The organism is Cryobacterium sp. W22_MBD10_FK3, assembly GCF_052113745.1.
Lineage (GTDB): Bacteria > Actinomycetota > Actinomycetes > Actinomycetales > Microbacteriaceae > Cryobacterium.
Genome location: NZ_JBGQOH010000003.1, coordinates 136,852 through 158,855 on the forward strand (window position 1 = coordinate 136,852; position 22,004 = coordinate 158,855).

Genomic DNA, 22,004 nt, shown 5'->3' on the forward strand with positions numbered 1-22,004 from the left:
GCTCGTCCTGGGCGCCCGGCCAGGGCTGCCCTCCCAGCTGGCTCACAGCACTCGGCAATCGACCTCATAGGCGCGGTCGGTAGCGTCGACCAGAACCAGTCCCGACGAAACGGCACAGATAGTCCATGAACGCTAAAACCCCCGGCCAGCCGCTCCCCCCGAAGAAGGACCGCCGTGAGGTGGCCCGCGAAACCGCCCGCATCCAGCGGGAGGAACAGAAGAAGCGCGAGACGCGCAACCGCTGGTTCCTGCGCGGCGGCATCGGCCTGGCTCTGGTGGCCGTCGCCGCCATCGTCGCCGTGTTGATCATCGGCAGTGTGAAGCCGCCGTCGCCCGGGCCGCTCAACATGGCCAGCGACGGCATCCTGATGCAGGGCGACGGCACCGCGATCAGCGCCGTGCCGACAGCCGCCACCGCGGTCGACGCCGAGCCCGTGCCCACCGACCTGAGCGCGCTGACCAGCACCGTGAACATCGCGGTCTACGTGGACTACCTGTGCCCGTACTGCGGCCAGTTCGAGACCACGAACGGCGCCCAGCTCGCGAGCTGGCTCACCGCGGGCAACATCACCCTCGAGACGCACCCGATCTCGATCCTCGACCAGTCCTCCAGCGGCAGCAAGTACTCCACCCGGTCGGCCAACGCCGCCGCCTGCGTGGCCAACTACCAGCCGGACAGCTTCCTCGACGTGAACAGCGCCCTGTTCGCGAACCAGCCCACCGAGGGCACGACCGGCCTCAGCAACGCCGAGCTGGTCAGCCTGGTGGAAGAGGCCGGCGTCACCGACGAAGCCGTGGCCAGCTGCATCACCGACGGCGAGTTCAGCGACTGGGTGGGCGACGCCACCGACCGCGCCCTCGACAACGCACTGCCCAACACCGACATCGGCCCGCTCGTCGGCACCCCGACCGTGCTCGTGCAGGGCGTGAAGTACGAGGGCGACCTCGCCGACGCCGCGGCCTTCGAGGCCTTCGTCATGGAGCAGGCCACCGCGACGACCGACACCGGCGCCGACACCGGCACCGACACCGGCGAGTAGCCGCCCGCCGCATCCAGCTCGGCTACTGTGGCCGGTGCGGACAAGTGCACCCGGTACGCCGGGCGCAGAAGTCCGCACCGGCCACATTTGTCTGCGGATGCGTGCAAAACGCGTGCCCGAGCGGTGCGTGTGCGAGCGGAGCCGCGGCGACTGGACAGTGCGACTGGACAGTGGGAGGAGGAGGCATGCGGCACGACGACGAGGCTCACCCACCGGCCGCCCGCCCGCGCGTGTACGGCGCCACGGTGGATGCGCACACCCGCTGCGAGCACTACAACGGGCCCACCGACATCATCGCGATCCGGTTCCGCTGCTGCGACAGGTTCTACCCGTGCTTCCAGTGCCACGCCGACGCCGAGACGCATCCGGCCGGGCGCTGGGCACCCGCGGAGTGGGCCGAGCGGGCCATCCTCTGCGGCGCGTGCGGGCACACCCTCTCGATCGACGAGTACCGGTCGGTCGAGGCCTGTCCGGCTTGCGGGTCGGCGTTCAACGACGGCTGCCGCCTGCACGCCCACCTGTACTTCCAGGTGCCACCGCAGACGACCTGACCGGCCACGCGGGCCGGTCAGGTCGTCGGGTTGCACGCTGGGCTACATCGGCCCCGCGTGCTCGGTCAGCCAGCCGTACGGGTCGATGGCGGTGACGCCGTCGAGGTGCAGTTCCAGGTGCATGTGCGGCCCGGTGCTCTGGCCCGTGCTGCCCACGTTGCCGATGATCTGCCCGGCCGTCACCGACTGGCCCACGCTCACGGCGGCGGACCCGGCGAGCATGTGCCCGTAGGTGCTGGTGACGTTCTGGCCGGCCACAACGTGGTCGATCATGACGTGCACGCCGAGGCCGCCGTTGTCGAACGCGGTGACCGAGCTCACGACACCGTCGGCGATGGAACCGATCGGGGTTCCCTCGCCGGGGTTCATGTCGAGGCCGTCGTGGAAGGTGGAGCAGCCGGCGCAGGGCGCCGAGCGGGGACCGTAGCCATCCGAAATACGGGTGACACCGGCGAAGGGCCACTGCACACTCGCCCGAACCGGCGCGGCAGCGGTGGCGGGGGCGGGCTCGCTGGCGGCGGGAGCGACGACCACGGGTGGCGGCGGTGCCGCCTCGTTGGCCGCGTAGGTGTCCACCTGCACGGCGATGGCCGATTCCGCGGTCACGGTGAGACTCTGCTCGGGCTCGGCGGCGGGCTGGGCCCGGTCGATTCCCGAACGTGTCACCGATCCGGCCGCGACACCGTCGGCATCCAGGTAGGCGGCCTGGGCGGGCAGTGCGCCAGCGGCCGTGAGCAGGGCCACGAAGGTCATGGCGGTCGCCGCGTAGGTCTGGCGGTGACGGGAGGGCGGCGCGATGTATCCGGTCCGCCTACGCATGAGCCTCCCCGGCCGGTCGGCGGGCAAGGGTGGTCTGGGCGCGGGTGAGCGCGGCGGGGCAACTGGGCATGGCGAAGCTTTCTGTCGGAGCGGGATCAGGACGCGGATCCACCAGACCTCGGAAGGGTTCCTCGCCGACGGCACGTTCGTTATCGAACGCGGCCGGCCAGGTAGGGCGTGGAGCGGACGGCGCCGAGAAAGGCACCGTCGAATGGGAATCCAGCACCGCGGCGACATCGTCGGCTCCGGGCGCAAGAAAGTGACATTACGTCACGTTGCTGGGTAAACCGTGTGCATCCATGCATATGCACACATCAACGCGAGTCCGGCGGCAGCGGCCGGGGCGGAGTGGCTACGGTCGCCGGGCCCGGAGGGCAAGGCCGCCGACGGGCAGGATCACCAGGCCGGCCGCGCACAGCAGGGCGATCCACTCTCCGGTGGCGAGGCTCACCCACAACCCGATGCCGAGAACCAGAACGCTCCACACCCAGCCGAACACCGTGGTGCGGCGGCCGGGAACGGCGGTGCGGTCGACAGTCATGCCTTCACTCTACGGAACGACCGCCGGGCAGGTCCAGGAACGCCGGCTGGACAGACCGTGATAGGCCCGTTGCGTCTCATCCGCCTCGATCCCGTCGCCCCGGGTGGACGTGGCGCCGTGACCGTGCCCCGGCAGCCGCCGAATCAGCCGCGGGTCACCCGAATCTTCGATGTCGTCTCGGAGCGCTCCGCGACGGGCACCCGCACCTCGAGCACGCCGTCCCGGTAGCTCGCCGAGACATCCGCGTCTTTGCTGCCGCTGGGCAGCGGAATGTCGCGGGCGAACGAGCCGTAGCGGAACTCGGTGCGGTAGCCGCCCTTCTCCTTGTGCTCGGTTCTCTCTTGGCGTTCGGCCTGGATGTGCAGCACCCCATCGGACACCGAGATGTCCACGTCCCTGTCGGGGTCGATGCCGGGCATCTCCGCCTTCACGACCAGGGTGCTGCCCTCCTGGTATTCCTCCACCCGCAGGGCGGGGGAATCCCAGTCGCCCTCGAAAAAGCGTCGCACGGAGTCGGGCAGTTCGAATCGATCGCGGCGCGCTACTCCACCAGCCATAATGCAACTCCTCGGGGTTCGGTGTGTGTGTTTTCACGGCACACAGTACCCCCGCGGGCACCGCCGCGCAGGCGCTCTAGATCAGCTGGGCCGCACGCAGGTCGGCCTTCAGCCGCGGGGTCAGCGGGTCCACGAGATCGTCGTACTCCCGGTGCCCGCGCACGTACGCCGCCGTGAACGGGCAGAGCGCCACGAGCCGCAGGCCCCGCGCCCGCACATCGTCGAGGGCGGCGGCCACCAGGGTCGACGCCAGGCCCTTGCCCGACTGGTCCATGTTGATCTCGGTGTGCACGAACACCCGTTGCTCACCGTGGTCGGCGTACACGGTGTAGCCCACCCGCTTGCCGCTCAGCAGCAGCACGTAACGCCGCTCGTCCTCGACGAGTTCGACGGTGCGCTGCTCGCCCTGCTCGGTGCCGCCGTGCTGGCTGTCGTCGTGTGTGGGGGTGCTCATCTTTCCAGTCTGCCCACCACACCGACGGATGCAACCCCCGCGGGAGCCCTGGCGACTACTCGCCGGCGGGCACCCCAGCGGACTCCACCGTCGCGGCCACCGTCGCGGCCGCCGTCGCATCCGTACCGGCATCCGCACCGGTCTGGGCGACGCTGCGCCGCGCCCGCCTGAACGTCGAGCGCTTGGGTTGCTCCTTGAGTTGGCGCCGCACGTCGTCGAGGATCTCGGTGACAGTCATCAGGTCGGCGTGACTGAGCCTGTCGAAGAGCATCTCCCGCACCAGGTCCACGTAGCCGGGGATGCCCGCGCGCAGCAGGTCCAGGCCGGTCGGCGTGATGCGGGCGATCACCGACCTGTCGTCGTCGGGGGCCGGCTGCCGCAGCACCAGGCCCTTCCGCTCGAGCTGGCCCACCTGGTAGGTGAGCCCGCTGCGGGAGACCGTGAGGGCGTCGGCGATGTCGGTCATGCGGCGGCCGTCGGCGCCGGCCTCCCCGATGCGCAGCAGAATCTCGAACTGCGCCAGGGTGAGCCCCACCGTGTCGCGCAGATTGCGGTCGGCCGCGTACTGCACGATGTTCGATGTCTCGAAGAGGGCCGCCCAGGCACGCATCTCATCCGCAGAGATGGATGGTTCGGGAATTCCCATGGTCAGTCCTCCGTTAGGCTGAAAACAAGTTGTTTCGAATACGAAGCATATGCGTGCTCCGTGTCGAACACTGAGTCCAGTGTGCTCCGCTCTACCCGAAAGAAGACAATCATGACCAACGCCATTTACACAGCCTCCGCCACCTCCTGGGGCGGACGCACCGGCAAGGTCGTCACCAGCGACAACAAGCTCGACCTCGACCTGTCCATCCCCAAGGACATGGGCGGCGACGACGGCCCCGGCACCAATCCCGAGCAGCTCTTCGCCAGCGGCTGGGCAGCCTGCTTCCACAACGCGCTCAAGGCCACCGCCCGCCAGAACAAGATCGACGTGTCCGAGTCCGCCGTGACCCTCACCGTCAACCTGGTCGGTAGCATGGCCGCCGGCCTCGACTTCGAGGTCACCATCGAAGCCCAGATTCCCGGCGCCGACCCGGCCACCGCCCAGGCGGCCATGGAGGCCGCACACGCGGTCTGCCCGTACTCGCGCGCCACTCGCGGCAACATCAACGTGGTGCTCTCCGTCGTCACCGACGAGGACTAACCTCCACCCTCTGCCCGCCCGCCTAACTGTGCCCCGTGCGGACGATTGGTGCCGGTACGCCGGCACCATTTGTCCGAACGGGGCACAGTTGCGCCGGGATCAGCCCCAGACGTCGGCCATCTCCCGCGGCAGGGTCGACAGCGTCTCCCACCGCTCGGGCACCACAAGGCTCGGCAGCACGAACGACCACATCTCGATGAGGCGTTGCATCAGGTCGGCCCGGCCGGTGAGCACGCCGGAGACCACCTGCACCCCGGTGAACGCCGGACTGATGAAGTGGGCCGCGGCCGCGACATCCACGTCTTCGCGCACGTCGCCGTCCAGGATGGCGCGGCGCAGCAGCAGCTCGCACGCCGCGATCCAGTCCCGGTATGGCGTGACGACCGGCACCGAGAGGTTGCTCGATTCCATGGTCAGGCGGATGCCCGCCCGCGACACCGAGTCATCCCGCACCTGCTTGCCCAGCTCGAAGGCCATCCGCAGCAAGACGTGCAGGCCGGGCTGGTCGCTGTGCAGCAGCTCGTCGCCCAGGGCGAGGGCCCGCTCGTGCTGGGCGTCGATGACGGCCAGCGCCAGGGCGTCCTTCGAGTCGAAGTGAAAGTACAGCGCCCCCTTGGTGAGGCCGGCCGCGACGCAGATGTCGGCCATCGAGGCGCCGCCGTAGCCCAGGTTGCCGAAGACGTCGGCGGCGGCGCGAATGATGGCCGCGCGGGTTTCAACGGCTCGGGCCTGCTGGGTCATGCTGCTCCTCGAGTCGACACGGCGCCTGGTGGCGCGGCACCGAGACCAATATCGACTTCGTCTCGAAACTAATCATACCGTTTGGTATGCTTTGCGGAGGCCGGGCGAACATTCCGGGGGGAACCTGTTTTCCCGGCCGACGACAACCGCACCACCGCATCACCCGCCCGGCATCGCTGCCGGGCACCATCTGCCGGGATCGAGGGGAATCCGACGAATGAACAGCACACTCAGCGCCGCCTTACAGGGGACCAACGAGCACACCGACGTTCTGGACGGTGGTGCGCTCAGCGGGGCTGAGCTCGGGGGGCTGATCGGTCTGGCGCTCATCGTCCTGGCTCTCCTGGGCGCCATCGTGCTCATCGTGGCCGCGCTCGTGCAGGTGGCCCAGGCTGTGCACCTGAGCGAGTCCTCCCGCACCCGCTGGGTGCTCACGGTGGTCTTCGCTCCGGTGTTCGGCGCGCTGGCCTGGTTCGCGGTGGGCAACCGCCTGCAGGCCGGCTGACCACGCGCGGCATCGTTCGCGCCGCGGCGCGGTCCGAGCCCGCCGGTGCGATCAGGTCCGAGGAGGCACCACCAGCACCGGGCAATCCGCGTGCCGCACGCACTGCTCGCTGACCGAACCGAGCAGCATGCCGGCCAGGCCGCCACGTCCCCGGGATCCGACCACGAGCATCCGGGACCCCTTGGACACCTCGATGAGGGTCTTGGCCGGCCCGCCGAGGGCCACCCTGTACTCCACGTCGAGGTTCGGATGCTGGGCCACGACGGCCTGGGTGTCTTTGGCGAGCCGGTCCCGCACGGCTCCCGCGTAGTCGGAGTACGAGGAGACGTACCCGAATTCCCAGTTCGCCGGGCGCGGAGCCGTGTCGATCGTCCAGGCGCGCACGATGGTCACGGGAACCGCGAGGCCGGCGGCCAGATCGAGCGCCACGGTCAGGGCGTGATTGGCGTCGGCGGACCCGTCGTGCCCGACGACGATGCCGGTGCGGGGGCCGGGCTCCTGCGCGGGCTGGGCGGCCGCCTCGGCGTGCACCGCCGCCGCATCCTGGGCATCGGCCCGCGGGTTCGTGCCTCTGTTCGTGTCAGCGTCCATGGTGACCTCCTGCCGCGGAAGGCGGCGCATCCGACTTCGACGGTTCCCTCCCATTCAACCGTCGCCGGCCTCCCGCCGGAAGAGGCCGCGAGGTTTTGGGCCGCGGATTTCTGATCCGACCAGCCCCGCAGCCCGGTCTCAGCCGTGCAGGGCGCGCTGGTCGAGCAGGGCCTGCCGGCTGTCCAGACGCAGTTCGAGTTCGCTCATCACCACGGCGGCGAGGTCTTCGAGGGTCGCCATCTCGGCCGCGGTGAACTCCCGCGGCTCGTAGTCGATCAGGCACAGGGTGCCCAGGTTGTGCCCGTCCCTGGTGGTCAGCGGCACCCCGGCATAAAACTGCAGGCCCATCTCGCCGGCGACCAGCGGGTTCGCGAGCGCTCGGGGGTCGGTGCGGGCATCCGTCACCACCCACGGTTCGTCGTGCAGGATCGCCGAGGCGCAGAGCCCCTCGTCGCGGTCGATCTGCTCCACGCTCAGCCCATGCTTCGACTTGAACCAGATCCGGTCGTAGTCCACCACGCTCACGAGCGCGATCGGCACCTGGAAGATGCGGGCGGCCATCGCGGTGATCCGGTCGAAGGCGCCGTCCGGCGGGGTGTCCAGCAGGTCGTACCGCCGCACGGCCGTCATCCGGCCCTCCTCGTCCGCAGCCTCGGGCGCCCCGGGCCGGGTGCCGGGCCTGGCGTCGGGCCGAGCCGCTGCCACCAGCACCGGAGCGCCGGCGCGGTGTCGCCCAGAGGAGCCGATGATCAGCTGACGCAGGGCCAGCACCAGGTCGTGCACGAGCGGCCGGTCCCGGGGGTCGCGGGCGGTCATCGCGCCGATCAGGCCGGCCCAGGCAGCGGGCACTGTGGCCGGGATGACCGGGTCGTTCAGCAGCCGGGCCAGGGCCGACGGTACGGCGGAACCCGGGAAGGCGATCTCACCGGTGAAGCATTCCAGTACCACCAGGCCGAGAGCGTAGACGTCGCTGGCCGGCCCCACCGGGTCGCCGGAGGCCTGCTCGGGGCTCATGTAGTGGGCGCTGCCGGTGGCGGCGCCATCCGCGGTGAAACGTTCGGATTCGGCCAGCAGGGCGATGCCGAAGTCGGTGAGCTTGGCGCGGGTGCGGGAGTCATCGCCGTTGTAGTCCACCAGCAGCACGTTGGCCGGTTTGACGTCGCGATGCACCACGCCCCGGGAGTGGATGTACTCCAGGCCCTCGGCCAGGTCGTAGGCCAGTTGGGCGATCTGACGCACCGGCAGGGGGCCGCGGGCGAGCTTCCGCTGCAGGTCGGCGCCCTCCACGAGTTCCATCACCAGGTAGATGCGCGGCATCGCGGGAATGCTGCGGTCGACCGCCGCGTCGAGCAGGGTGACGAGGCTGTGGTGGCTGAGGGAGGCCAGAATGTTGACCTCGTCCTCCTGGCGGCGCACGTCGGCGGCTGCCGTGGCGTTGGCGAGGAAGATCTTGATGGCCACGTTGCGGCCGAGGAACTCGTCGGTGGCCTTGTAGACGGCCCCCATGCCGCCCTGACCGATCAATTCCAGCAACCTGTAACGCCCGCGCAGGAGACCTGTCGATGCACCGTTCGGCACGTTTTTCCCGCCTTTCCTGGCCTGCAATTCTATCCGAGCCCACGCTGCCGCCGCCGTCCGGCCGAGCCCCGGTTCGCGCATCGTTAGACGCCCGTAATACATCAATCGGCGGCCGGTCGGCCGGCACCTCGCAGGCCCCTCCCACCCGGCATCCGAACGCCTTCGATAGTCTGGCGGGATGAGCTTCTTCGAGCGCCACCGCCTCTCCGCGCTCGCGACGGCAGCCGTTCTCGTCGTGGCCCTGGGCGGGGCCGTCCTTGTCGGCGCCGCGGTGAACGCAGAACCGGCCACGGCCACCCGCACCGCGCCGATCGCGACCAACCAGATCGACCTGGCCGGCTTCGAGCCCGGCCGCATCATCAGCGACTACACCTTCTTCAACGCCGACGCCATGACCGAGCAGCAGGTGCAGTCGTTCCTGACCTCGCGCAGCTGCATCCGCACCGACAGCTCCCCCTGTCTCTGGGAGTACCGCGAGAGCACCGTGGACCAGCCCGCCGCAGGCGCGGGCCACTGCGCCGCGTACCCCGGCGCCGAGCACGAACACGCCAGCACCATCATCAGCAAGGTCGCCGAGGCCTGCGGCATCAGCCCCCGCGTTCTGCTGGTGCTGTTGCAGAAGGAGCAGTCTCTGCTCAGCCGGCCCACCGAGTCCGGTTACCTGCGCGCCACCGGCTACGGCTGCCCGGACACCGCCGATTGCGAGACCGAGTACTTCGGGTTCTTCAACCAGGTCTACAACGCCGCCTGGCAGTTCCGGCAGTACACCCAGGAGCCCGAGCGCACCTACAAGATCGGCGACGTGGAGGTGGGCTACAACCCCGACGCGGAGTGCGGCGCCAGTACCGTCGACATCCAGAACCAGGCCACCGCCAACCTGTACAACTACACGCCGTACCAGCCCAACGAGGCCGCCCTCGCCCAGCCCGACAGTGACGGCGACGGATGCTCCACCCACGGCAACCTCAACTTCTGGCTGTTCTACACGGCCTGGTTCGGTTCGGGTGACACCGCCCCGTACCCGGATGCCCTGGGCGCCTGCCTCAACTTCGACCGCGGCCAGCCCTGCCGGGTGCCCGAACTGATCCCGTCTCTCTGACCCCCACCGCACGCTCAGGAGGAACCATCGTGGACGTCCCCGCCGGCCGCCATCTCGTGTACCAGACCAGCCTGATGAGCGCCCTCCTCGACGGCATCTACGACGGCGACACCACCGTGGCGACCCTGCTCGAGCACGGCGATTTCGGCCTGGGCACCTTCAACGCCCTCGACGGGGAGATGCTGATCCTCGACGGCGTCTGCTACCGGATGCGGGTGGACGGCACGGTGACGCCCGCCGCGGGCGCCGACCTGAGCCCGTTCGCCGTGGTCACCGAGTTCGTGCCGACGGTGACCATCCCCGTCGACGGGCCCGCCACCCGCGATCAGGCGGTGGCGCTGATCAACGAGCGTCTGCAGAGCGCGAACTACCTCTACGCGGTGCGTCTGACCGGCAAGTTCGAGTGGGTGCGGGTGCGGGCGGTGCAGCGGCAGGAGAAGCCGTACCAGCCCATGTCCGAGGCCATCCGCGGCGAGAAGACCCTGGAATTCGGCCGCTCCACCGGCGTCGTGGCGGGTTTCCGCACCCCGCTCTACGGTCAGGGCATCGGCGTTCCCGGCGGGCACGTGCACTACATCGACGCCGCCCGCGGGCATGGCGGGCACGTGCTCGACTTCAAGCTCAGCTCCGGAATCATCGAGATCTGCATCGGCACCGACCTGCACCTCGAGCTGCCGCTGACATCCGAGTTCAAGAACGCCGACCTCAGCCCCGACAACCTCGCCGACCAGATCGAGCAGACCGAGAACCACCGCTGACCGCTCGGCCACGGGATCTCGACGGGCTCGATCAACGCCGGAGCGCGCCCGCCCCGCCCGACGCGTGACCCGGCCAGAGCGCGGCATCCAGCCCACGTTCGAGCTTGGCGATGGTCTCCATGTCCGGCCAGGCCCGGCCCTCCAGGATGCCGATCAGGGTGGCGTGGTTCATGCCGCAGGCCTCCGCAGTGCCACGGATGCTCCTCTGCCCCATGGCCCGGCGCAGGTTGCCGGCGAACACCCGCGCGACTTCCCCGATCGGGTCGCTGGCTGGGCCATCCGGCCACGCCGCGACCAGTTCATTGGGCTTCAGGCGCATGGTGCGGGACATTGCCCCAGCGTAGGCCCGCCCGCGACCGAACAGGTGGCCGGAACGACGCGAGTTCCCCTCGCAAATCCCGCACCCCATCCGCCTGCCGACTGGTATTATTCACGAGGCTCACGGGCGAGGCGTCGCCGTGCCCCGGCAGCCGTGGCTCGTGACCGTGAGGACCCCGTTGATACTGACTTCCCTGATTCTCAGCCACGCCCGGCCGTACCGCTCGTGGATCGTCTGGGTCTTCCTGCTCCAGCTGGTCTCCACCATCGCCGCGCTCTACCTGCCCAGCCTGAACGCGCAGATCATCGACGAGGGCGTCACCCGCGGCGATACCGACTTCATCTGGTCCACCGGCATGACCATGCTGATCGTCTGCCTCGTTCAGGTCGTCACCGCGATCGGCGGGGTGTACTTCGGCGCCCGCACCGCCATGGCCATCGGCCGCGACCTGCGCCGTGAGGTGTACCGCAAGGTCGACTCGCTCAGCGCGCTCGAGCTCGGCGGCTTCGGCACCGCCACCCTGATCACCCGCGGCACCAACGACGTGCAGCAGGTGCAGATGCTCGTGCTGATGACCCTGAACTTCATGGTGTCCACCCCGATCATGTGCGTGGGCGGCATCATCATGGCACTCCGCGAAGACGTCGGGCTGTCCTGGCTGGTGTGGGTGTCGGTGCCGGTGCTGTTCCTCATTGTCGGCTTCCTGGTCTTCCTGCTGCTGCCGCTGTTCCGGCTGATGCAAGACCGCCTCGACGGCATCAACAGCGTGCTGCGCGAACAGATCGTGGGCATCCGCGTCGTGCGCGCCTTCGTGCGGGAGCCCTTCGAATCCGAGCGGTACCGCAAGGCCAACGAGGCCATCACCGACGTGTCGGTGAAGGTCGGCAACATCTTCGTGCTGATGTTCCCGGTGATCATGATGGTGCTGCACCTGGCCACCGCCGCCGTGCTCTGGTTCGGCGGCCAGCGGGTGGATGCCGGTGACATGCAGATCGGGTCGCTCACCGCGTTCCTGCAGTACCTGCTGCAGATCCTGATGGCCGTGATGATGGGCGTCTTCATGGTGATGATGATCCCCCGCGCCATCGTCTGCGCCGAACGGATCACCGAGGTCTTCAACACGGTCAGCAGCCAGACCATCGCGTCCGACGCGCAGGTGGCCGCGCCCACCACCGGTGTGGTCGACTTCAGCGGCGTCAGCTTCGGCTACCCGGGCGCCGAGCGTCCGGTGCTCGACAACGTGAGCTTCATCGCGGCACCCGGCCAGACCACCGCCATCGTGGGCTCCACCGGCGCCGGCAAGAGCACCCTGATCAACCTCATCGCCCGCCTCTACGATGCCCAGCAGGGCGCGGTCACCATCGACGGAGTGCCGGTCTCGAACCTCACCCGCGGGCAGCTCGCGACGGTCGTCGGGTTGATCCCGCAGAAGCCGTACCTGTTCTCCGGCACCATCGGCTCCAACCTGCGCTTCGGCCGGGCGGATGCGACGGACGCCGAGCTGTGGGAGGCGCTGCGCATCGCGCAGGGCGAGGACTTCGTGCGTGCCATGCCGCTCGGTTTGGACGAGCACATCGCCCAGGGCGGCACCAACGTGTCCGGCGGCCAACGGCAGCGTCTGTGCATCGCCAGGGCGCTGGTGGCGAAACCCAGGGTGTACCTCTTCGACGACTCGTTCTCCGCCCTCGACGTGGCCACGGACGCGCGCCTGCGGGCCGCACTCGGCGACGCGACCAGGGACGCCACCGTCATCATCGTGGCGCAGCGGGTGTCGACCATCACCGAGGCAGATCAGATCCTCGTGGTGGACAACGGTGTGATCACCGGCAGCGGCAGCCACGCGGAGCTGCTGGAAAGCAATGCCACCTACCGTGAAATCGTCGAATCCCAGTTGAGCGTTGAGGTGGCGTAGACCATGGCCAAGCGAATCAGCAAGCGCGCCGCGGCAGCCGCCGATGCCGGCACCGCCACGGTCTCCGACGACCTCACCGCGGATTTCGTGCCCACCGAGGCCGACGGCGACATGTTCGGCGGCACCCCGGCACGCAAGGCGGAGAACTTCCTGCCCTCGGCCAAGCGCCTGATCGGCCTGATGCGGCCCGAGCGCATGAAGATGATCCTCGTCATCGCCCTCGTCGTGCTGTCGGTGGTGCTCACCGTGCTGGCGCCGAAGATCCTCGGCCAGGCGATGGACGCCATCTTCAACGGGGTCATCGGCATGCAACTTCCGGCCGGCGTGCCGCTCGCCGAGGTGGTGGCCCAGGCGCGCGCCGACGGCAATGACCAGTTCGCCGACATGCTGCAGGGCACCACCGTCGTGCCCGGCGCGGGCGTCGACTTCACGGTGCTCAGCCGCCTGATCATCGTGGTGCTCGCCATGTACACGATCGCGTCGGTGCTGACCTGGGCGCAGGGCTTCATCCTGAACGGCCTGGTGATGCGGGTCGTGTTCCGGCTGCGCCAGGACATCGAAGAAAAGCTCAACCGGCTGCCGCTGAGCTACTTCGACACCCGCCAGCGCGGCGACCTGATGTCCAGGGTCACCAACGACGTCGACAACATCCAGCAGTCGCTGCAGCAGGCGTTCTCCCAACTGATCCAATCGGTGCTCACTGTGCTGGGCATCGCGGCGATGATGTTCATAGTGTCGTGGCAGCTGGCGCTCATCGCCCTGATCTCGCTGCCGCTTTCGGCCATCATCGCCGGTGTCATCGGCGTGCGGTCGCAGAAGTTGTTCACCGCGCAGTGGAAGAACACCGGCGCCCTGAACGGGCATATCGAGGAGACCTTCTCCGGCCAGGAGATCGTGCGCGCGTTCGGCCGCGACAAGGAGATGCTCGAGGAGTTCGACAAGCGCAACGAGGAGCTGTACACCGCTTCGTTCGGCGCGCAGTTCGTCTCCGGCATGATCATGCCCGCGATGACCTTCGTCTCCTACCTCTCCTACGTGATGATCGCCGTGGTCGGCGGCCTGCGGGTCGCCTCCGGGCAGATGACCCTCGGCGACGCGACAGCGTTCATCCAGTACTCCCGGGAGTTCTCCCAGCCGATCGGGCAGATGGCGGGCATGGCGAACATGCTGCAGTCCGGTGTCGCCTCGGCTGAGCGCACCTTCGAACTGCTGGATGCCGACGAGCAGGAACCGGACACCCAGACCGCCGAGCTGCCCGCGCGCACCAACGGGCACGTCGAATTCGAGCAGGTGTCGTTCGCGTACAGCGCCGACAAGCCCCTGATCGAAGACCTGTCGTTCTCCGCCGAACCCGGCCACACTGTCGCGATCGTGGGGCCCACCGGGGCGGGCAAGACAACCCTGGTGAACCTGGTGATGCGCTTCTACGAGCTCACCGGCGGCCGCATCCTGCTCGACGGCGTCGACATCACGGCGCTCTCCCGCGGTGAACTGCGCTCGCAGGTGGGCATGGTGCTGCAGGATGCCTGGCTGTTCGGCGGCAGCATCCGGGAAAACATCCGCTACGGCCGGCTGGACGCCACCGACGAGGAGGTTGTGGCCGCCGCCGAGGCGACCATGGTCGACAGGTTCGTGCGTCAGCTGCCCGACGGGTACGACACCGTGCTCGACGCCGACGGCGGCAGCGTCTCGGCCGGCGAGCGCCAGCTGCTCACCATCGCCAGGGCGTTCCTGGCGAACCCGTCGCTGTTGATCCTCGACGAGGCCACCTCGTCGGTCGACACCCGCACCGAGCTGATGGTGCAGCACGCCATGGCCGCGCTCCGCGCCGACCGCACCTCGTTCGTGATCGCGCACCGGCTCTCCACGATCCGCGACGCCCACACCATCCTGGTCATGGAGGAGGGACGCATCGTGGAGCAGGGCAACCACGACGACTTGCTGGCCCGCCACGGCGCCTACTACGCGCTCTACATGTCCCAGTTCATGGGCGGCGACCCCGCCGACGAGCCGGTGCCCGTCGAGTAGTCCCGTGCATCCCGGCTAGGGCGTCCACCACGGTCGCAGCGGCAGCTCGGCGGCAACACCCGTGCCGGGCCTCTGCATCAGTATCTGGTGCAACTGGATGCCGTTGCTCTCGAACCCGAGCCGCGATCCGGCCATATACAGCCCCCACACCTTCGCGGTGGCGAGTCCGACCTCGGCGACGGCCTCGTCCCAGTGCTCGACGAGATTGGCGCACCAGTCGCGCAGCGTCATCGCGTAGTGCTGCCTCAGGTTCTCCTCGTGCAGCACCTCCAGACCGGTGTCCTGCGCGTCGCCGATGATCCGGCCCGATCCCGCGAGCTCCCCGTCGGGGAAGACGTAGCGGTCGATGAATCCGCCCGCCTCGGGCCGTTTTTTGTTCTCGGGCCAGGTGATGCTGTGATTGAGCAGCAGCCCGCCTGGTCGCAGCCGGGACTGCAGAAAGCCGAAGTACGACGGATAGTTGCGCACCCCGATGTGCTCGAGCAGCCCGATCGACGACACCGCGTCGAAGCCGGATTCGGTGACATCGCGATAGTCGGCGTGACGCACCTCGGCCAAGCCGCTCAGGCCCTCGTCTGCGATGGCCCGCTGCGCCCACCCGGACTGCTCGCCCGACAGCGTCACCCCGGTGGCCCGCACGCCGCGGCGCGCGGCGTAGCGCACCATGCCGCCCCAGCCGCAGCCGACATCGAGCAACCGGTCGCCCGGTGTCAGGCGCAGTTTCTCGAAGACCAGCCGGTACTTGTTTTCCTGCGCCTGTTCGAGGGATGCGCTCCCGTGCGGGTAGCACGCGCAGGTGTAGGTCATCGACGGCCCGAGCACAAACTCGTAGAAGGTGTTCGACACGTCGTAGTGGTGGTGCACAGCGTCTGAATCCCGGGTCTTGCTGTGCCGGAGCCCAGCGGTGACCCGGCGCCATCTGGGCTCGGCTTCCTCGGGCGGCGGCGCTATCGGGCGCAGGTGCCGGGCGCCGATGGAGCGGATGATGTCGACCATCATCCGCATCGGCGGGCGCTCGAAGACGAGGCTGTCGGCGAGCGCTTTGAGCAGTTCATAGGGGTCTCCAGGGTGCACCCCACGGATCTCGAGGTCGCCGGCGATGTAGGCGCGGGCAAGACCGAGGTCCCCGCGACCGGTGGCAAGGTAGGTCGTGCCGCGCGGAGTCTTCAGATCCAGTGCGAACGGGGCGTCGGGAGGTCCGGCCGAACTCCCGTCGTAGGCAGTGAAGTAGAGCGGAAGCCGACCGCCGGCCAGAATCTCCAGCACCTCGGCGAGAGTGTACTTCGCTGCGGCTTCAGTGTTCTCTGTCGCATCGTTCAGAGCTGCCGACTTCGTCGAGTGGTCCTTGAACGTGGTCATCGTCGTTGCACCGCCTTGGCATAGAGGTCGAGGAAACGTGAATCGGGGTCGTATATTTTCTTCACCGCTCGGTGGCTGGCGCCGCCGTAGAGTTCGTCGAATTCCTGACGGGAATAATAGGAGTCGGAGTACAGCGATTTGTGCCCGTCGAGTTCGCCGACCTTGCGCTCGATTAGCCGGTTCGTCTCGCCACCCTGCTGCCCGATGGGCACGGTGCCCCAGAAGCCCACGTTGACGTAGGTCTGGTTGGCCTTGATCGGGTACAGGGGCCAGCCGCCGCCGGCAATGCCGGCTTCACGCAGGCGCAGTGGGCACAGCCAGATCGGCTGGATCGGCACTGTCGCCAGGAACCAGTCCAGGTACTCCGCGCAGTGCGCGAGCGGAACCTCGATATCTTGCACGACACGTTCCCGCGGCGGCCGGCCGGCCAACTTTTCGATGCGGTCGCCGATCCCAAACCGTTGTTCGTATTTCATCAGCCTCGAGTAGAAGCGGCTGCTCCGATAGCGCTTCGGCCAGATCTGGCGGAGGCGCCGGTCCTGCGCGCCGAACGGCTCGGAGCACCAGAACCAATCGGTGTCCCACCGCCACAGGTAGTCGTGAACGGTGAGGCGGTCATCCGTCACACCGTCATCGTGCTGGATCGAGCGGTAGTAGATCCGCTGCCCGGTGTAGTCGCTGACCGCACCGGGGGTGTCGGTCTGCACGCCGACAGAGAGGTAGCTCTCCCCGGCGCTGAACACCACGCCGTCGAGGTAATCGACCGTCACGCCATCGAACCGGCCGGTCTCAGTGATGCGGCCCATCGACGTGACCAGGTCGCCCAGCGAGTGGAAGCGCAGGTGCCGGAGGGCGACGAACGGCTTGACGGGCTCCAGGTCGATGCAGAGGCGCACGGCGTACCCGAGCGTGCCGTAGGAGTTGGGGAAGGCCCGGTACAGATCCGCGTGCTCGGTGGGCGACACTGTGATCACCTCCCCGGCGCCGGTGAGGATGTCCATCTCGCGGACCGACTCGTGCGGCAGTCCGTTGCGGAACGAGGTCGACTCGATGCCGAGTCCGGTGACCGCGCCGCCGAGGGTGATGGTCTTCAGCTGCGGCACCACCAGCGGTGCCAGCCCGGCGGGAAGGGTCGCGGTGACGAGGTCGTCGTAGGTGCACATGCCGGCCACCTCCGCCGTCCGCGCCTGGGCGTCGACGGCGATGACACCGGTCAGCCCGGAGGTGTCGAGGCCCCTGCCCTGGTTCTTGGTGCGAGTTCGAAAGAGGTTGGAGGTCGGTTTGGCCAGCCGCACCGACTCCGTGGCCGGCACCGCCCGGTAGCTCGCGAGAAGCCGCCGCACGCCCTCGGCGTGGGCGACCTGGGTAGCGGCTGCAGCAACGGACACGCCCCCACGGTAGCCCGCAACCGCGCTCGAGGCGACGCCTGGCAGGCTGTTAACCCTGTCGGGCCTTCAGGCGCGGGTTCTTCTTGTTGATCACGAACACCCGGCCCCGTCGGTGCACGATTTGAGCGCCGGGAAGCTTCTTGAGTGCCCTGAGCGAATTGCGAACTTTCATAGCCGACTCCTTATTGAGAATGAATATCAATTAGAGTAACAGGCATGACATCGTCTCCCTACCTCACCGTGAACCTGGTCAGTGGACTCACGGGTGCTGGCAAGTCCTCCATCACCCGCGCCAGCGGCCGCGCCAGCATCCGCTTGACCGGCGCCGATCCGGATGCCGTGAGCCGGGCCATCGCCGCCAACCGCTCCCCGTCCGAGCTCATGCTCGAGGTGCACCCCTCCATCGTTCCGCTCGAGGTGGCCATCTCGGTCATGGCCGCCGGCGGCGACCCGGCTCTCTGGCCAGACACGGCCGCCATCCGCTTGGGCAATTTTGTGAGCGTGATCGACGCGTCCAGCTTCTGGCGGGACATCCGCAGCGACCGGCTCGCACCAGAGCCCCCGGTGCCCTGCAGCACGCACGGCGAGCACGACCGCACGGTGGCCGACGCCCTGGTGCAACAGATCGAGTGGGCCAGCGTGGTGGTGATCAACAAGACCGACCTGTCCACCGCCAACGACTCCGCGGACCTGCGCGATTTCGTGCGGCTGCTCAACCCGTCCAGCCCCGTCGTCTTCGCCCAGCACGGGCACAGCTCGGTCAACCCGTGGCTGCCACCGCGGGAGGACATGCTGCACTGGTTGCAGCAGAGCCCCGGCTGGATCCGTCAGCTGAACGGCGAGGGCCTGCTCAACTCAAGCCGGGCGGGCCTCGGCTGCGTGGTCTACCGGGATCCGCGGCCATTCCACCCGGGCCGCCTGGCCGAGTTCCTCAGCGACAGGTCGAGCGCTTCGGGTGAGATCCTCCGCTCGCGCGGGCTGTTCCGCCTGGCGTCCCGCCCGTTCGTCGTCGGCTCGTGGAACAGTGCCGGGCCGACCATCGAGTTCGAACCGACCACCATGGGCAGCCACGATCCCGAGTCGCCGTGGGGCCAGGAGATCGCCTTCTTCGGCCGCAACCTCGATGGGGCCCGTCTCACGGCGGACCTCGACGCCTGCCTGCTCGACGACCGCGAATTCGTCGGCGGCCCGATCGAGTGGAAGGGCCTGGCCGACCCGTTCCCGGCCTGGGACCTCGACCGGGACGACGCTTAGACCCCGGGACGGGTTGGATGTCGTTCGTTTTTTCGAAAAAAGCACCCTCGTTCGCGAGAACGAGGGTGCTTTGTCCGGCACTCAACGAGCGGCCGGATGACTGGCCAGCGGGACCTAGAAGTCCCAGTCGTCGTCTTCGGTGTTCACGGCCTTGCCGATCACGTACGAGGAACCCGACCCGGAGAAGAAGTCGTGGTTCTCGTCGGCGTTCGGCGAGAGGGCCGACAGGATCGCCGGGTTCACGTCGGTGACGGTCTTCGGGAACATGGCCTCATAGCCCAGGTTCATCAGCGCCTTGTTGGCGTTGTAGTGCAGGAACTTCTTCACGTCTTCGGTCAGGCCGACCTGGTCGTAGAGGTCCTGCGTGTACTGCACCTCGTTCTCGTACAGCTCGAACATGAGGTTGAAGGTGTAGTCCTTGATCTCGTCCTTGCGCTCCTGCGTGGCGCCCTCGAGACCCTTCTGGAACTTGTAGCCGATGTAGTACCCGTGCACCGCTTCATCCCGGATGATCAGGCGGATGAGGTCGGCCGTGTTGGTGAGGCGAGCGCGGCTGGAGAAGTACATCGGCAGGTAGAAGCCGGAGTAGAACAGGAACGACTCGAGCAGCACCGAAGCGACCTTGCGCTTCAGAGGGTCGTCGCCCTGGTAGTAGTCCATCACGATGGACGCCTTCTTCTGCAGGTTGACGTTCTCGGTCGACCAGCGGAACGCCTCGTCGATCTCCTTCGTCGACGCGAGGGTCGAGAAGATCGAGGAGTAGCTCTTGGCGTGCACGGACTCCATGAACGCGATGTTCGTGTAGACGGCTTCCTCGTGCGGGGTGATCGCATCGGGGATCAGCGAGACCGCGCCGACGGTGCCCTGGATGGTGTCCAGCAGGGTCAGGCCGGTGAACACGCGCATGGTGAGCTGCTGCTCCACCGGGGTGAGCTGGTTCCAGGACTGCACGTCGTTGGAGAGCGGGATCTTCTCGGGCAGCCAGAAGTTGTTCGTGAGGCGGTTCCAGACCTCCACGTCTTTCTCGTCTTCGATCTTGTTCCAGTTGATCGCGTCAACGTGGGAGACGAGCTTGAGCTTGTCAATCATTTCTTAGTCCTTTGTGGTGGTGCACCGTTGGTCGAGCTTGTCGAGACCTCGAGATCTCGAGATCTACGTGCGTGGTCTCGACAAGCTCGACCACCGATTATGTCGCTATTTACTCATAACGCACAGGAAACGCAGCCCTCCACCTCGGTCCCCTCGAGGGCCATCTGGCGCAGACGGATGTAGTAGATCGTCTTGATGCCCTTTTTCCACGCGTAAATCTGGGCGCGGTTGATGTCGCGGGTGGTGGCGGTGTCCTTGAAGAACAGGGTCAGCGAGAGGCCCTGGTCCACGTGCTGGGTGGCCGCGGCGTAGGTGTCGATGACCTTCTCGTAGCCGATTTCGTAGGCATCCTGGTAGAACTCGGTGTTGTCGTTCGTCATGAACGGCGCCGGGTAGTACACGCGGCCGAGCTTGCCTTCCTTGCGGATCTCGATCTTCGAGGCGATCGGGTGGATCGACGCGGTCGAGTTGTTGATGTACGAGATCGACCCGGTCGGCGGCACGGCCTGCAGGTTCTGGTTGTAGATGCCGTGCGCCATGACGGATGCCTTGAGCTCGGCCCAGTCGGCCTGCGTGGGGATCTCCACGTTGGAGTTCGCGAACAGCTCGGCGCCGCGGGCGGTGGCCGGTGCCCACACCTGGTCGGTGTACTTGTCGAAGAACGCACCGGAGGCGTAGGTGGAGTTCTCGAAGCCCTCGAAGGTGATGCCGCGTTCGATGGCGATCTTGTTCGAGGCGCGCAGAGCGTGGAACAGCACCGTGTAGAAGTAGATGTTGGTGAAGTCGATGCCCTCTTCGCTGCCGTAGTAGATCCGCTCACGGGCGAGGTAACCGTGCAGGTTCATCTGGCCCAGGCCGATGGCGTGCGACTTGTCGTTGCCGCTCTCGATCGAACGCACCGACGCGATGTGGCTCTGGTCGGAGACGGCGCTCAGTCCGCGGATGGCGGTGTCGACGACCCGGCCGAAGTCGGGCGCATCCATGGCCAGCGCGATGTTCATCGAGCCGAGGTTGCAGGAGATGTCCTTGCCGATGGTGTCGTAGGAGAGGTCCTCGTTGTACGTGGTCGGGGTGTTGACCTGGAGGATCTCCGAGCAGAGGTTCGACATGTTGATGCGGCCCTGGATCGGGTTCGCCTTGTTCACGGTGTCTTCGAACATGATGTACGGGTAGCCGGACTCGAACTGGATCTCGGCGAGCGTCTGGAAGAAGTCGCGGGCCTTCATCTTGGACTTCTTGATGCGCGGGTCGTCGACCATCTCGTGGTACTTCTCGGAGACCGAGATGTCGGCGAACGGCACGCCGTAGACGCGCTCGACGTCGTACGGGGAGAACAGGTACATGTCCTCGTTGTTCTTGGCCAGCTCGAAGGTGATGTCGGGGATGACGACACCGAGGGAGAGGGTCTTGATGCGGATCTTCTCGTCGGCGTTCTCCCGCTTGGTGTCGAGGAAGCGCATGATGTCGGGGTGGTGCGCCTGCAGGTACACCGCGCCGGCACCCTGGCGGGCGCCGAGCTGGTTGGCGTAGCTGAAGGAGTCTTCGAGCAGCTTCATCACGGGGATGATGCCGCTGGACTGGTTCTCGATCTGCTTGATCGGCGCGCCGGACTCACGGATGTTGGAGAGCAGCAGGGCCACGCCGCCGCCGCGCTTGGACAGCTGCAGCGAGGAGTTGATGCCGCGGGAGATGGACTCCATGTTGTCTTCGATGCGGAGCAGGAAGCAGGAGACGAGCTCGCCGCGCTGGGCCTTGCCGGAGTTGAGGAAGGTGGGGGTGGCGGGCTGGAAGCGGCCGGCGATGATCTCCTCGACGAGGGCGATCGCGAGCTCTTCGTCGCCCTGGGCCAGGCCGAGGGCGCTCATCACGACGCGGTCCTCGAAGCGCTCGAGGTAACGCTTGCCGTCGAAGGTCTTCAGCGTGTAGGAGGTGTAGTACTTGAACGCGCCGAGGAAGGTCTGGAAGCGGAACTTCTTCGAGTAGGCGAGGTCGTTGAGCTTGGTGATGAACTCGAAGCTGTACAGATCGAGCACGGCCTGCTCGTAGTACTCCTTCTCCACCAGGTAGTCGAGCCGTTCGCGCAGCGAGTGGAAGAACACAGTGTTCTGGTTCACGTGCTGCAGGAAGAACTCCCGGGCAGCTTCGCGGTCCTTGTCGAACTGGATCTCTCCGCTGGGGCCATACAGGTTGAGCATGGCGTTCAGGGAGTGATAGTCCATGTCCAGACCCGAC

Annotated in this window: 23 protein-coding genes; 9 read left to right on the forward strand and 14 right to left on the reverse strand. The window is 67.5% G+C overall.

Going from position 1 to position 22,004, the window contains the following annotated elements:
- Positions 1-125 precede the first annotated feature (125 nt).
- Together ACEN2M_RS05245 and ACEN2M_RS05250 are read left to right on the forward strand one after the other, a co-directional pair.
- Positions 126-1,040 (forward strand): DsbA family protein, encoded by a 915-nt coding sequence (locus ACEN2M_RS05245; RefSeq protein WP_441647083.1) that lies wholly within the window; start codon positions 126-128, stop codon positions 1,038-1,040.
- 185 nt (positions 1,041-1,225) lie between these two features.
- Positions 1,226-1,591 (forward strand): CHY zinc finger protein, encoded by a 366-nt coding sequence (locus tag ACEN2M_RS05250; RefSeq protein WP_441647084.1) that lies wholly within the window; start codon positions 1,226-1,228, stop codon positions 1,589-1,591.
- 42 nt (positions 1,592-1,633) lie between these two features.
- Here ACEN2M_RS05250 and ACEN2M_RS05255 read toward each other — a convergent pair whose 3' ends face one another.
- From ACEN2M_RS05255 to ACEN2M_RS05275, 5 genes are all read right to left on the reverse strand, one after another.
- Positions 1,634-2,410 carry a M23 family metallopeptidase gene (locus ACEN2M_RS05255; protein ID WP_441647085.1) on the reverse strand — a complete coding sequence of 259 codons (777 nt, stop codon included), beginning with the start codon at positions 2,408-2,410 and terminating at the stop codon, positions 1,634-1,636.
- Between the two features lie 352 nt (positions 2,411-2,762).
- Complete coding sequence (locus ACEN2M_RS05260) at positions 2,763-2,951, reverse strand: hypothetical protein (RefSeq protein ID WP_441647086.1); 189 nt, start codon at positions 2,949-2,951, stop codon at positions 2,763-2,765.
- Between the two features lie 143 nt (positions 2,952-3,094).
- Positions 3,095-3,508: an Hsp20/alpha crystallin family protein gene (locus ACEN2M_RS05265; RefSeq protein WP_441647087.1), complete on the reverse strand. Its 414-nt coding sequence runs from the start codon at positions 3,506-3,508 to the stop codon at positions 3,095-3,097.
- A 76-nt stretch (positions 3,509-3,584) separates the two neighbouring features.
- The gene (locus tag ACEN2M_RS05270; protein ID WP_441647088.1) at positions 3,585-3,962 is read right to left on the reverse strand and encodes a GNAT family N-acetyltransferase; all 378 of its coding nucleotides are present in this window, start codon (positions 3,960-3,962) and stop codon (positions 3,585-3,587) included.
- Positions 3,963-4,017: 55 nt separating this feature from the next.
- Positions 4,018-4,608: a MarR family winged helix-turn-helix transcriptional regulator gene (locus ACEN2M_RS05275; RefSeq protein ID WP_441647089.1), complete on the reverse strand. Its 591-nt coding sequence runs from the start codon at positions 4,606-4,608 to the stop codon at positions 4,018-4,020.
- A gap of 111 nt (positions 4,609-4,719) precedes the next feature.
- Here ACEN2M_RS05275 and ACEN2M_RS05280 point away from each other — a divergent pair, with 111 nt between their 5' ends.
- A complete protein-coding gene (locus ACEN2M_RS05280) occupies positions 4,720-5,151 on the forward strand; it encodes an organic hydroperoxide resistance protein (RefSeq protein ID WP_441647090.1) in 432 nt (143 codons plus the stop codon).
- Between the two features lie 99 nt (positions 5,152-5,250).
- Here ACEN2M_RS05280 and ACEN2M_RS05285 read toward each other — a convergent pair whose 3' ends face one another.
- Positions 5,251-5,892 carry a ScbR family autoregulator-binding transcription factor gene (locus ACEN2M_RS05285; RefSeq protein ID WP_441647091.1) on the reverse strand — a complete coding sequence of 214 codons (642 nt, stop codon included), beginning with the start codon at positions 5,890-5,892 and terminating at the stop codon, positions 5,251-5,253.
- Between the two features lie 217 nt (positions 5,893-6,109).
- On the opposite strand from ACEN2M_RS05285, the gene ACEN2M_RS05290 reads away from it, so the two are divergent.
- Complete coding sequence (locus ACEN2M_RS05290) at positions 6,110-6,397, forward strand: PLDc N-terminal domain-containing protein (protein ID WP_441647092.1); 288 nt, start codon at positions 6,110-6,112, stop codon at positions 6,395-6,397.
- 51 nt (positions 6,398-6,448) lie between these two features.
- Here ACEN2M_RS05290 and ACEN2M_RS05295 read toward each other — a convergent pair whose 3' ends face one another.
- Positions 6,449-6,988, reverse strand: coding sequence for a universal stress protein (locus ACEN2M_RS05295; protein ID WP_441647093.1), 540 nt, complete (start codon positions 6,986-6,988; stop codon positions 6,449-6,451).
- 138 nt (positions 6,989-7,126) lie between these two features.
- Positions 7,127-8,566 carry a protein kinase domain-containing protein gene (locus ACEN2M_RS05300; RefSeq protein WP_441647094.1) on the reverse strand — a complete coding sequence of 480 codons (1,440 nt, stop codon included), beginning with the start codon at positions 8,564-8,566 and terminating at the stop codon, positions 7,127-7,129.
- Positions 8,567-8,744: 178 nt separating this feature from the next.
- Here ACEN2M_RS05300 and ACEN2M_RS05305 point away from each other — a divergent pair, with 178 nt between their 5' ends.
- Both ACEN2M_RS05305 and budA read left to right on the forward strand, forming a co-directional pair.
- Complete coding sequence (locus ACEN2M_RS05305) at positions 8,745-9,665, forward strand: hypothetical protein (RefSeq protein WP_441647095.1); 921 nt, start codon at positions 8,745-8,747, stop codon at positions 9,663-9,665.
- Between the two features lie 29 nt (positions 9,666-9,694).
- A complete protein-coding gene (budA, locus tag ACEN2M_RS05310) occupies positions 9,695-10,423 on the forward strand; it encodes an acetolactate decarboxylase (protein WP_441647096.1) in 729 nt (242 codons plus the stop codon).
- 31 nt (positions 10,424-10,454) lie between these two features.
- On the opposite strand, the gene ACEN2M_RS05315 is transcribed toward budA, so the two are convergent.
- Positions 10,455-10,754: a hypothetical protein gene (locus ACEN2M_RS05315; protein WP_441647097.1), complete on the reverse strand. Its 300-nt coding sequence runs from the start codon at positions 10,752-10,754 to the stop codon at positions 10,455-10,457.
- A 169-nt stretch (positions 10,755-10,923) separates the two neighbouring features.
- On the opposite strand from ACEN2M_RS05315, the gene ACEN2M_RS05320 reads away from it, so the two are divergent.
- Together ACEN2M_RS05320 and ACEN2M_RS05325 are read left to right on the forward strand one after the other, a co-directional pair.
- Entirely contained in the window at positions 10,924-12,654 is a 1,731-nt protein-coding gene (locus ACEN2M_RS05320) for an ABC transporter ATP-binding protein (protein ID WP_441647196.1), read from the forward strand.
- Positions 12,655-12,657: 3 nt separating this feature from the next.
- Positions 12,658-14,682, forward strand: coding sequence for an ABC transporter ATP-binding protein (locus ACEN2M_RS05325; protein ID WP_441647098.1), 2,025 nt, complete (start codon positions 12,658-12,660; stop codon positions 14,680-14,682).
- 15 nt (positions 14,683-14,697) lie between these two features.
- Here the strand turns inward: ACEN2M_RS05325 and ACEN2M_RS05330 are convergent, their stop codons facing one another.
- The 3 genes from ACEN2M_RS05330 to ykgO are packed head-to-tail and all read right to left on the reverse strand — an operon-like array spanning position 14,698 to position 17,601.
- On the reverse strand, positions 14,698-16,041 hold the full coding sequence (locus ACEN2M_RS05330) for a class I SAM-dependent methyltransferase (RefSeq protein WP_441647099.1): 1,344 nt from the start codon (positions 16,039-16,041) through the stop codon (positions 14,698-14,700).
- On the reverse strand, positions 16,038-17,429 hold the full coding sequence (locus tag ACEN2M_RS05335; RefSeq protein WP_441647100.1) for an FAD-binding oxidoreductase: 1,392 nt from the start codon (positions 17,427-17,429) through the stop codon (positions 16,038-16,040). The genes ACEN2M_RS05330 and ACEN2M_RS05335 overlap by 4 nt, the downstream gene beginning before the upstream one ends.
- Before the next feature lie 49 nt (positions 17,430-17,478).
- Positions 17,479-17,601, reverse strand: a complete 123-nt coding sequence (ykgO, locus tag ACEN2M_RS05340) for a type B 50S ribosomal protein L36 (protein WP_441647101.1) — start codon at positions 17,599-17,601, stop codon at positions 17,479-17,481.
- Positions 17,602-17,645: 44 nt separating this feature from the next.
- On the opposite strand from ykgO, the gene ACEN2M_RS05345 reads away from it, so the two are divergent.
- Entirely contained in the window at positions 17,646-18,683 is a 1,038-nt protein-coding gene (locus ACEN2M_RS05345) for a GTP-binding protein (protein WP_441647102.1), read from the forward strand.
- A 114-nt stretch (positions 18,684-18,797) separates the two neighbouring features.
- Here the strand turns inward: ACEN2M_RS05345 and nrdF are convergent, their stop codons facing one another.
- Together nrdF and nrdE are read right to left on the reverse strand one after the other, a co-directional pair.
- Positions 18,798-19,772 (reverse strand): class 1b ribonucleoside-diphosphate reductase subunit beta, encoded by a 975-nt coding sequence (gene nrdF, locus ACEN2M_RS05350; RefSeq protein WP_441647103.1) that lies wholly within the window; start codon positions 19,770-19,772, stop codon positions 18,798-18,800.
- Positions 19,773-19,885: 113 nt separating this feature from the next.
- Positions 19,886-21,991, reverse strand: a complete 2,106-nt coding sequence (nrdE, locus tag ACEN2M_RS05355) for a class 1b ribonucleoside-diphosphate reductase subunit alpha (RefSeq protein ID WP_441647197.1) — start codon at positions 21,989-21,991, stop codon at positions 19,886-19,888.
- Positions 21,992-22,004: the final 13 nt, after the last annotated feature.

Excerpts from the sequence above, each read along its gene's own strand:
- ACEN2M_RS05260 (WP_441647086.1), bottom strand. The coding sequence starts at position 2,951 with ATGACTGTCGACCGCACCGCCGTTCCCGGCCGCCGCACCACGGTGTTC.
- ACEN2M_RS05290 (WP_441647092.1), top strand. The coding sequence starts at position 6,110 with ATGAACAGCACACTCAGCGCCGCCTTACAGGGGACCAACGAGCACACC.
- ACEN2M_RS05345 (WP_441647102.1), top strand. The coding sequence starts at position 17,646 with ATGACATCGTCTCCCTACCTCACCGTGAACCTGGTCAGTGGACTCACG.
- ACEN2M_RS05270 (WP_441647088.1), bottom strand. The coding sequence starts at position 3,962 with ATGAGCACCCCCACACACGACGACAGCCAGCACGGCGGCACCGAGCAG.
- ykgO (WP_441647101.1), bottom strand. The coding sequence starts at position 17,601 with ATGAAAGTTCGCAATTCGCTCAGGGCACTCAAGAAGCTTCCCGGCGCT.
- ACEN2M_RS05305 (WP_441647095.1), top strand. The coding sequence starts at position 8,745 with ATGAGCTTCTTCGAGCGCCACCGCCTCTCCGCGCTCGCGACGGCAGCC.
- ACEN2M_RS05255 (WP_441647085.1), bottom strand. The coding sequence starts at position 2,410 with ATGCGTAGGCGGACCGGATACATCGCGCCGCCCTCCCGTCACCGCCAG.
- ACEN2M_RS05285 (WP_441647091.1), bottom strand. The coding sequence starts at position 5,892 with ATGACCCAGCAGGCCCGAGCCGTTGAAACCCGCGCGGCCATCATTCGC.
- ACEN2M_RS05325 (WP_441647098.1), top strand. The coding sequence starts at position 12,658 with ATGGCCAAGCGAATCAGCAAGCGCGCCGCGGCAGCCGCCGATGCCGGC.
- ACEN2M_RS05275 (WP_441647089.1), bottom strand. The coding sequence starts at position 4,608 with ATGGGAATTCCCGAACCATCCATCTCTGCGGATGAGATGCGTGCCTGG.
- ACEN2M_RS05280 (WP_441647090.1), top strand. The coding sequence starts at position 4,720 with ATGACCAACGCCATTTACACAGCCTCCGCCACCTCCTGGGGCGGACGC.
- ACEN2M_RS05250 (WP_441647084.1), top strand. The coding sequence starts at position 1,226 with ATGCGGCACGACGACGAGGCTCACCCACCGGCCGCCCGCCCGCGCGTG.
- ACEN2M_RS05315 (WP_441647097.1), bottom strand. The coding sequence starts at position 10,754 with ATGTCCCGCACCATGCGCCTGAAGCCCAATGAACTGGTCGCGGCGTGG.
- ACEN2M_RS05245 (WP_441647083.1), top strand. The coding sequence starts at position 126 with ATGAACGCTAAAACCCCCGGCCAGCCGCTCCCCCCGAAGAAGGACCGC.
- ACEN2M_RS05295 (WP_441647093.1), bottom strand. The coding sequence starts at position 6,988 with ATGGACGCTGACACGAACAGAGGCACGAACCCGCGGGCCGATGCCCAG.
- nrdE (WP_441647197.1), bottom strand. The coding sequence starts at position 21,991 with ATGGACTATCACTCCCTGAACGCCATGCTCAACCTGTATGGCCCCAGC.
- nrdF (WP_441647103.1), bottom strand. The coding sequence starts at position 19,772 with ATGATTGACAAGCTCAAGCTCGTCTCCCACGTTGACGCGATCAACTGG.
- ACEN2M_RS05265 (WP_441647087.1), bottom strand. The coding sequence starts at position 3,508 with ATGGCTGGTGGAGTAGCGCGCCGCGATCGATTCGAACTGCCCGACTCC.
- ACEN2M_RS05330 (WP_441647099.1), bottom strand. The coding sequence starts at position 16,041 with ATGACCACGTTCAAGGACCACTCGACGAAGTCGGCAGCTCTGAACGAT.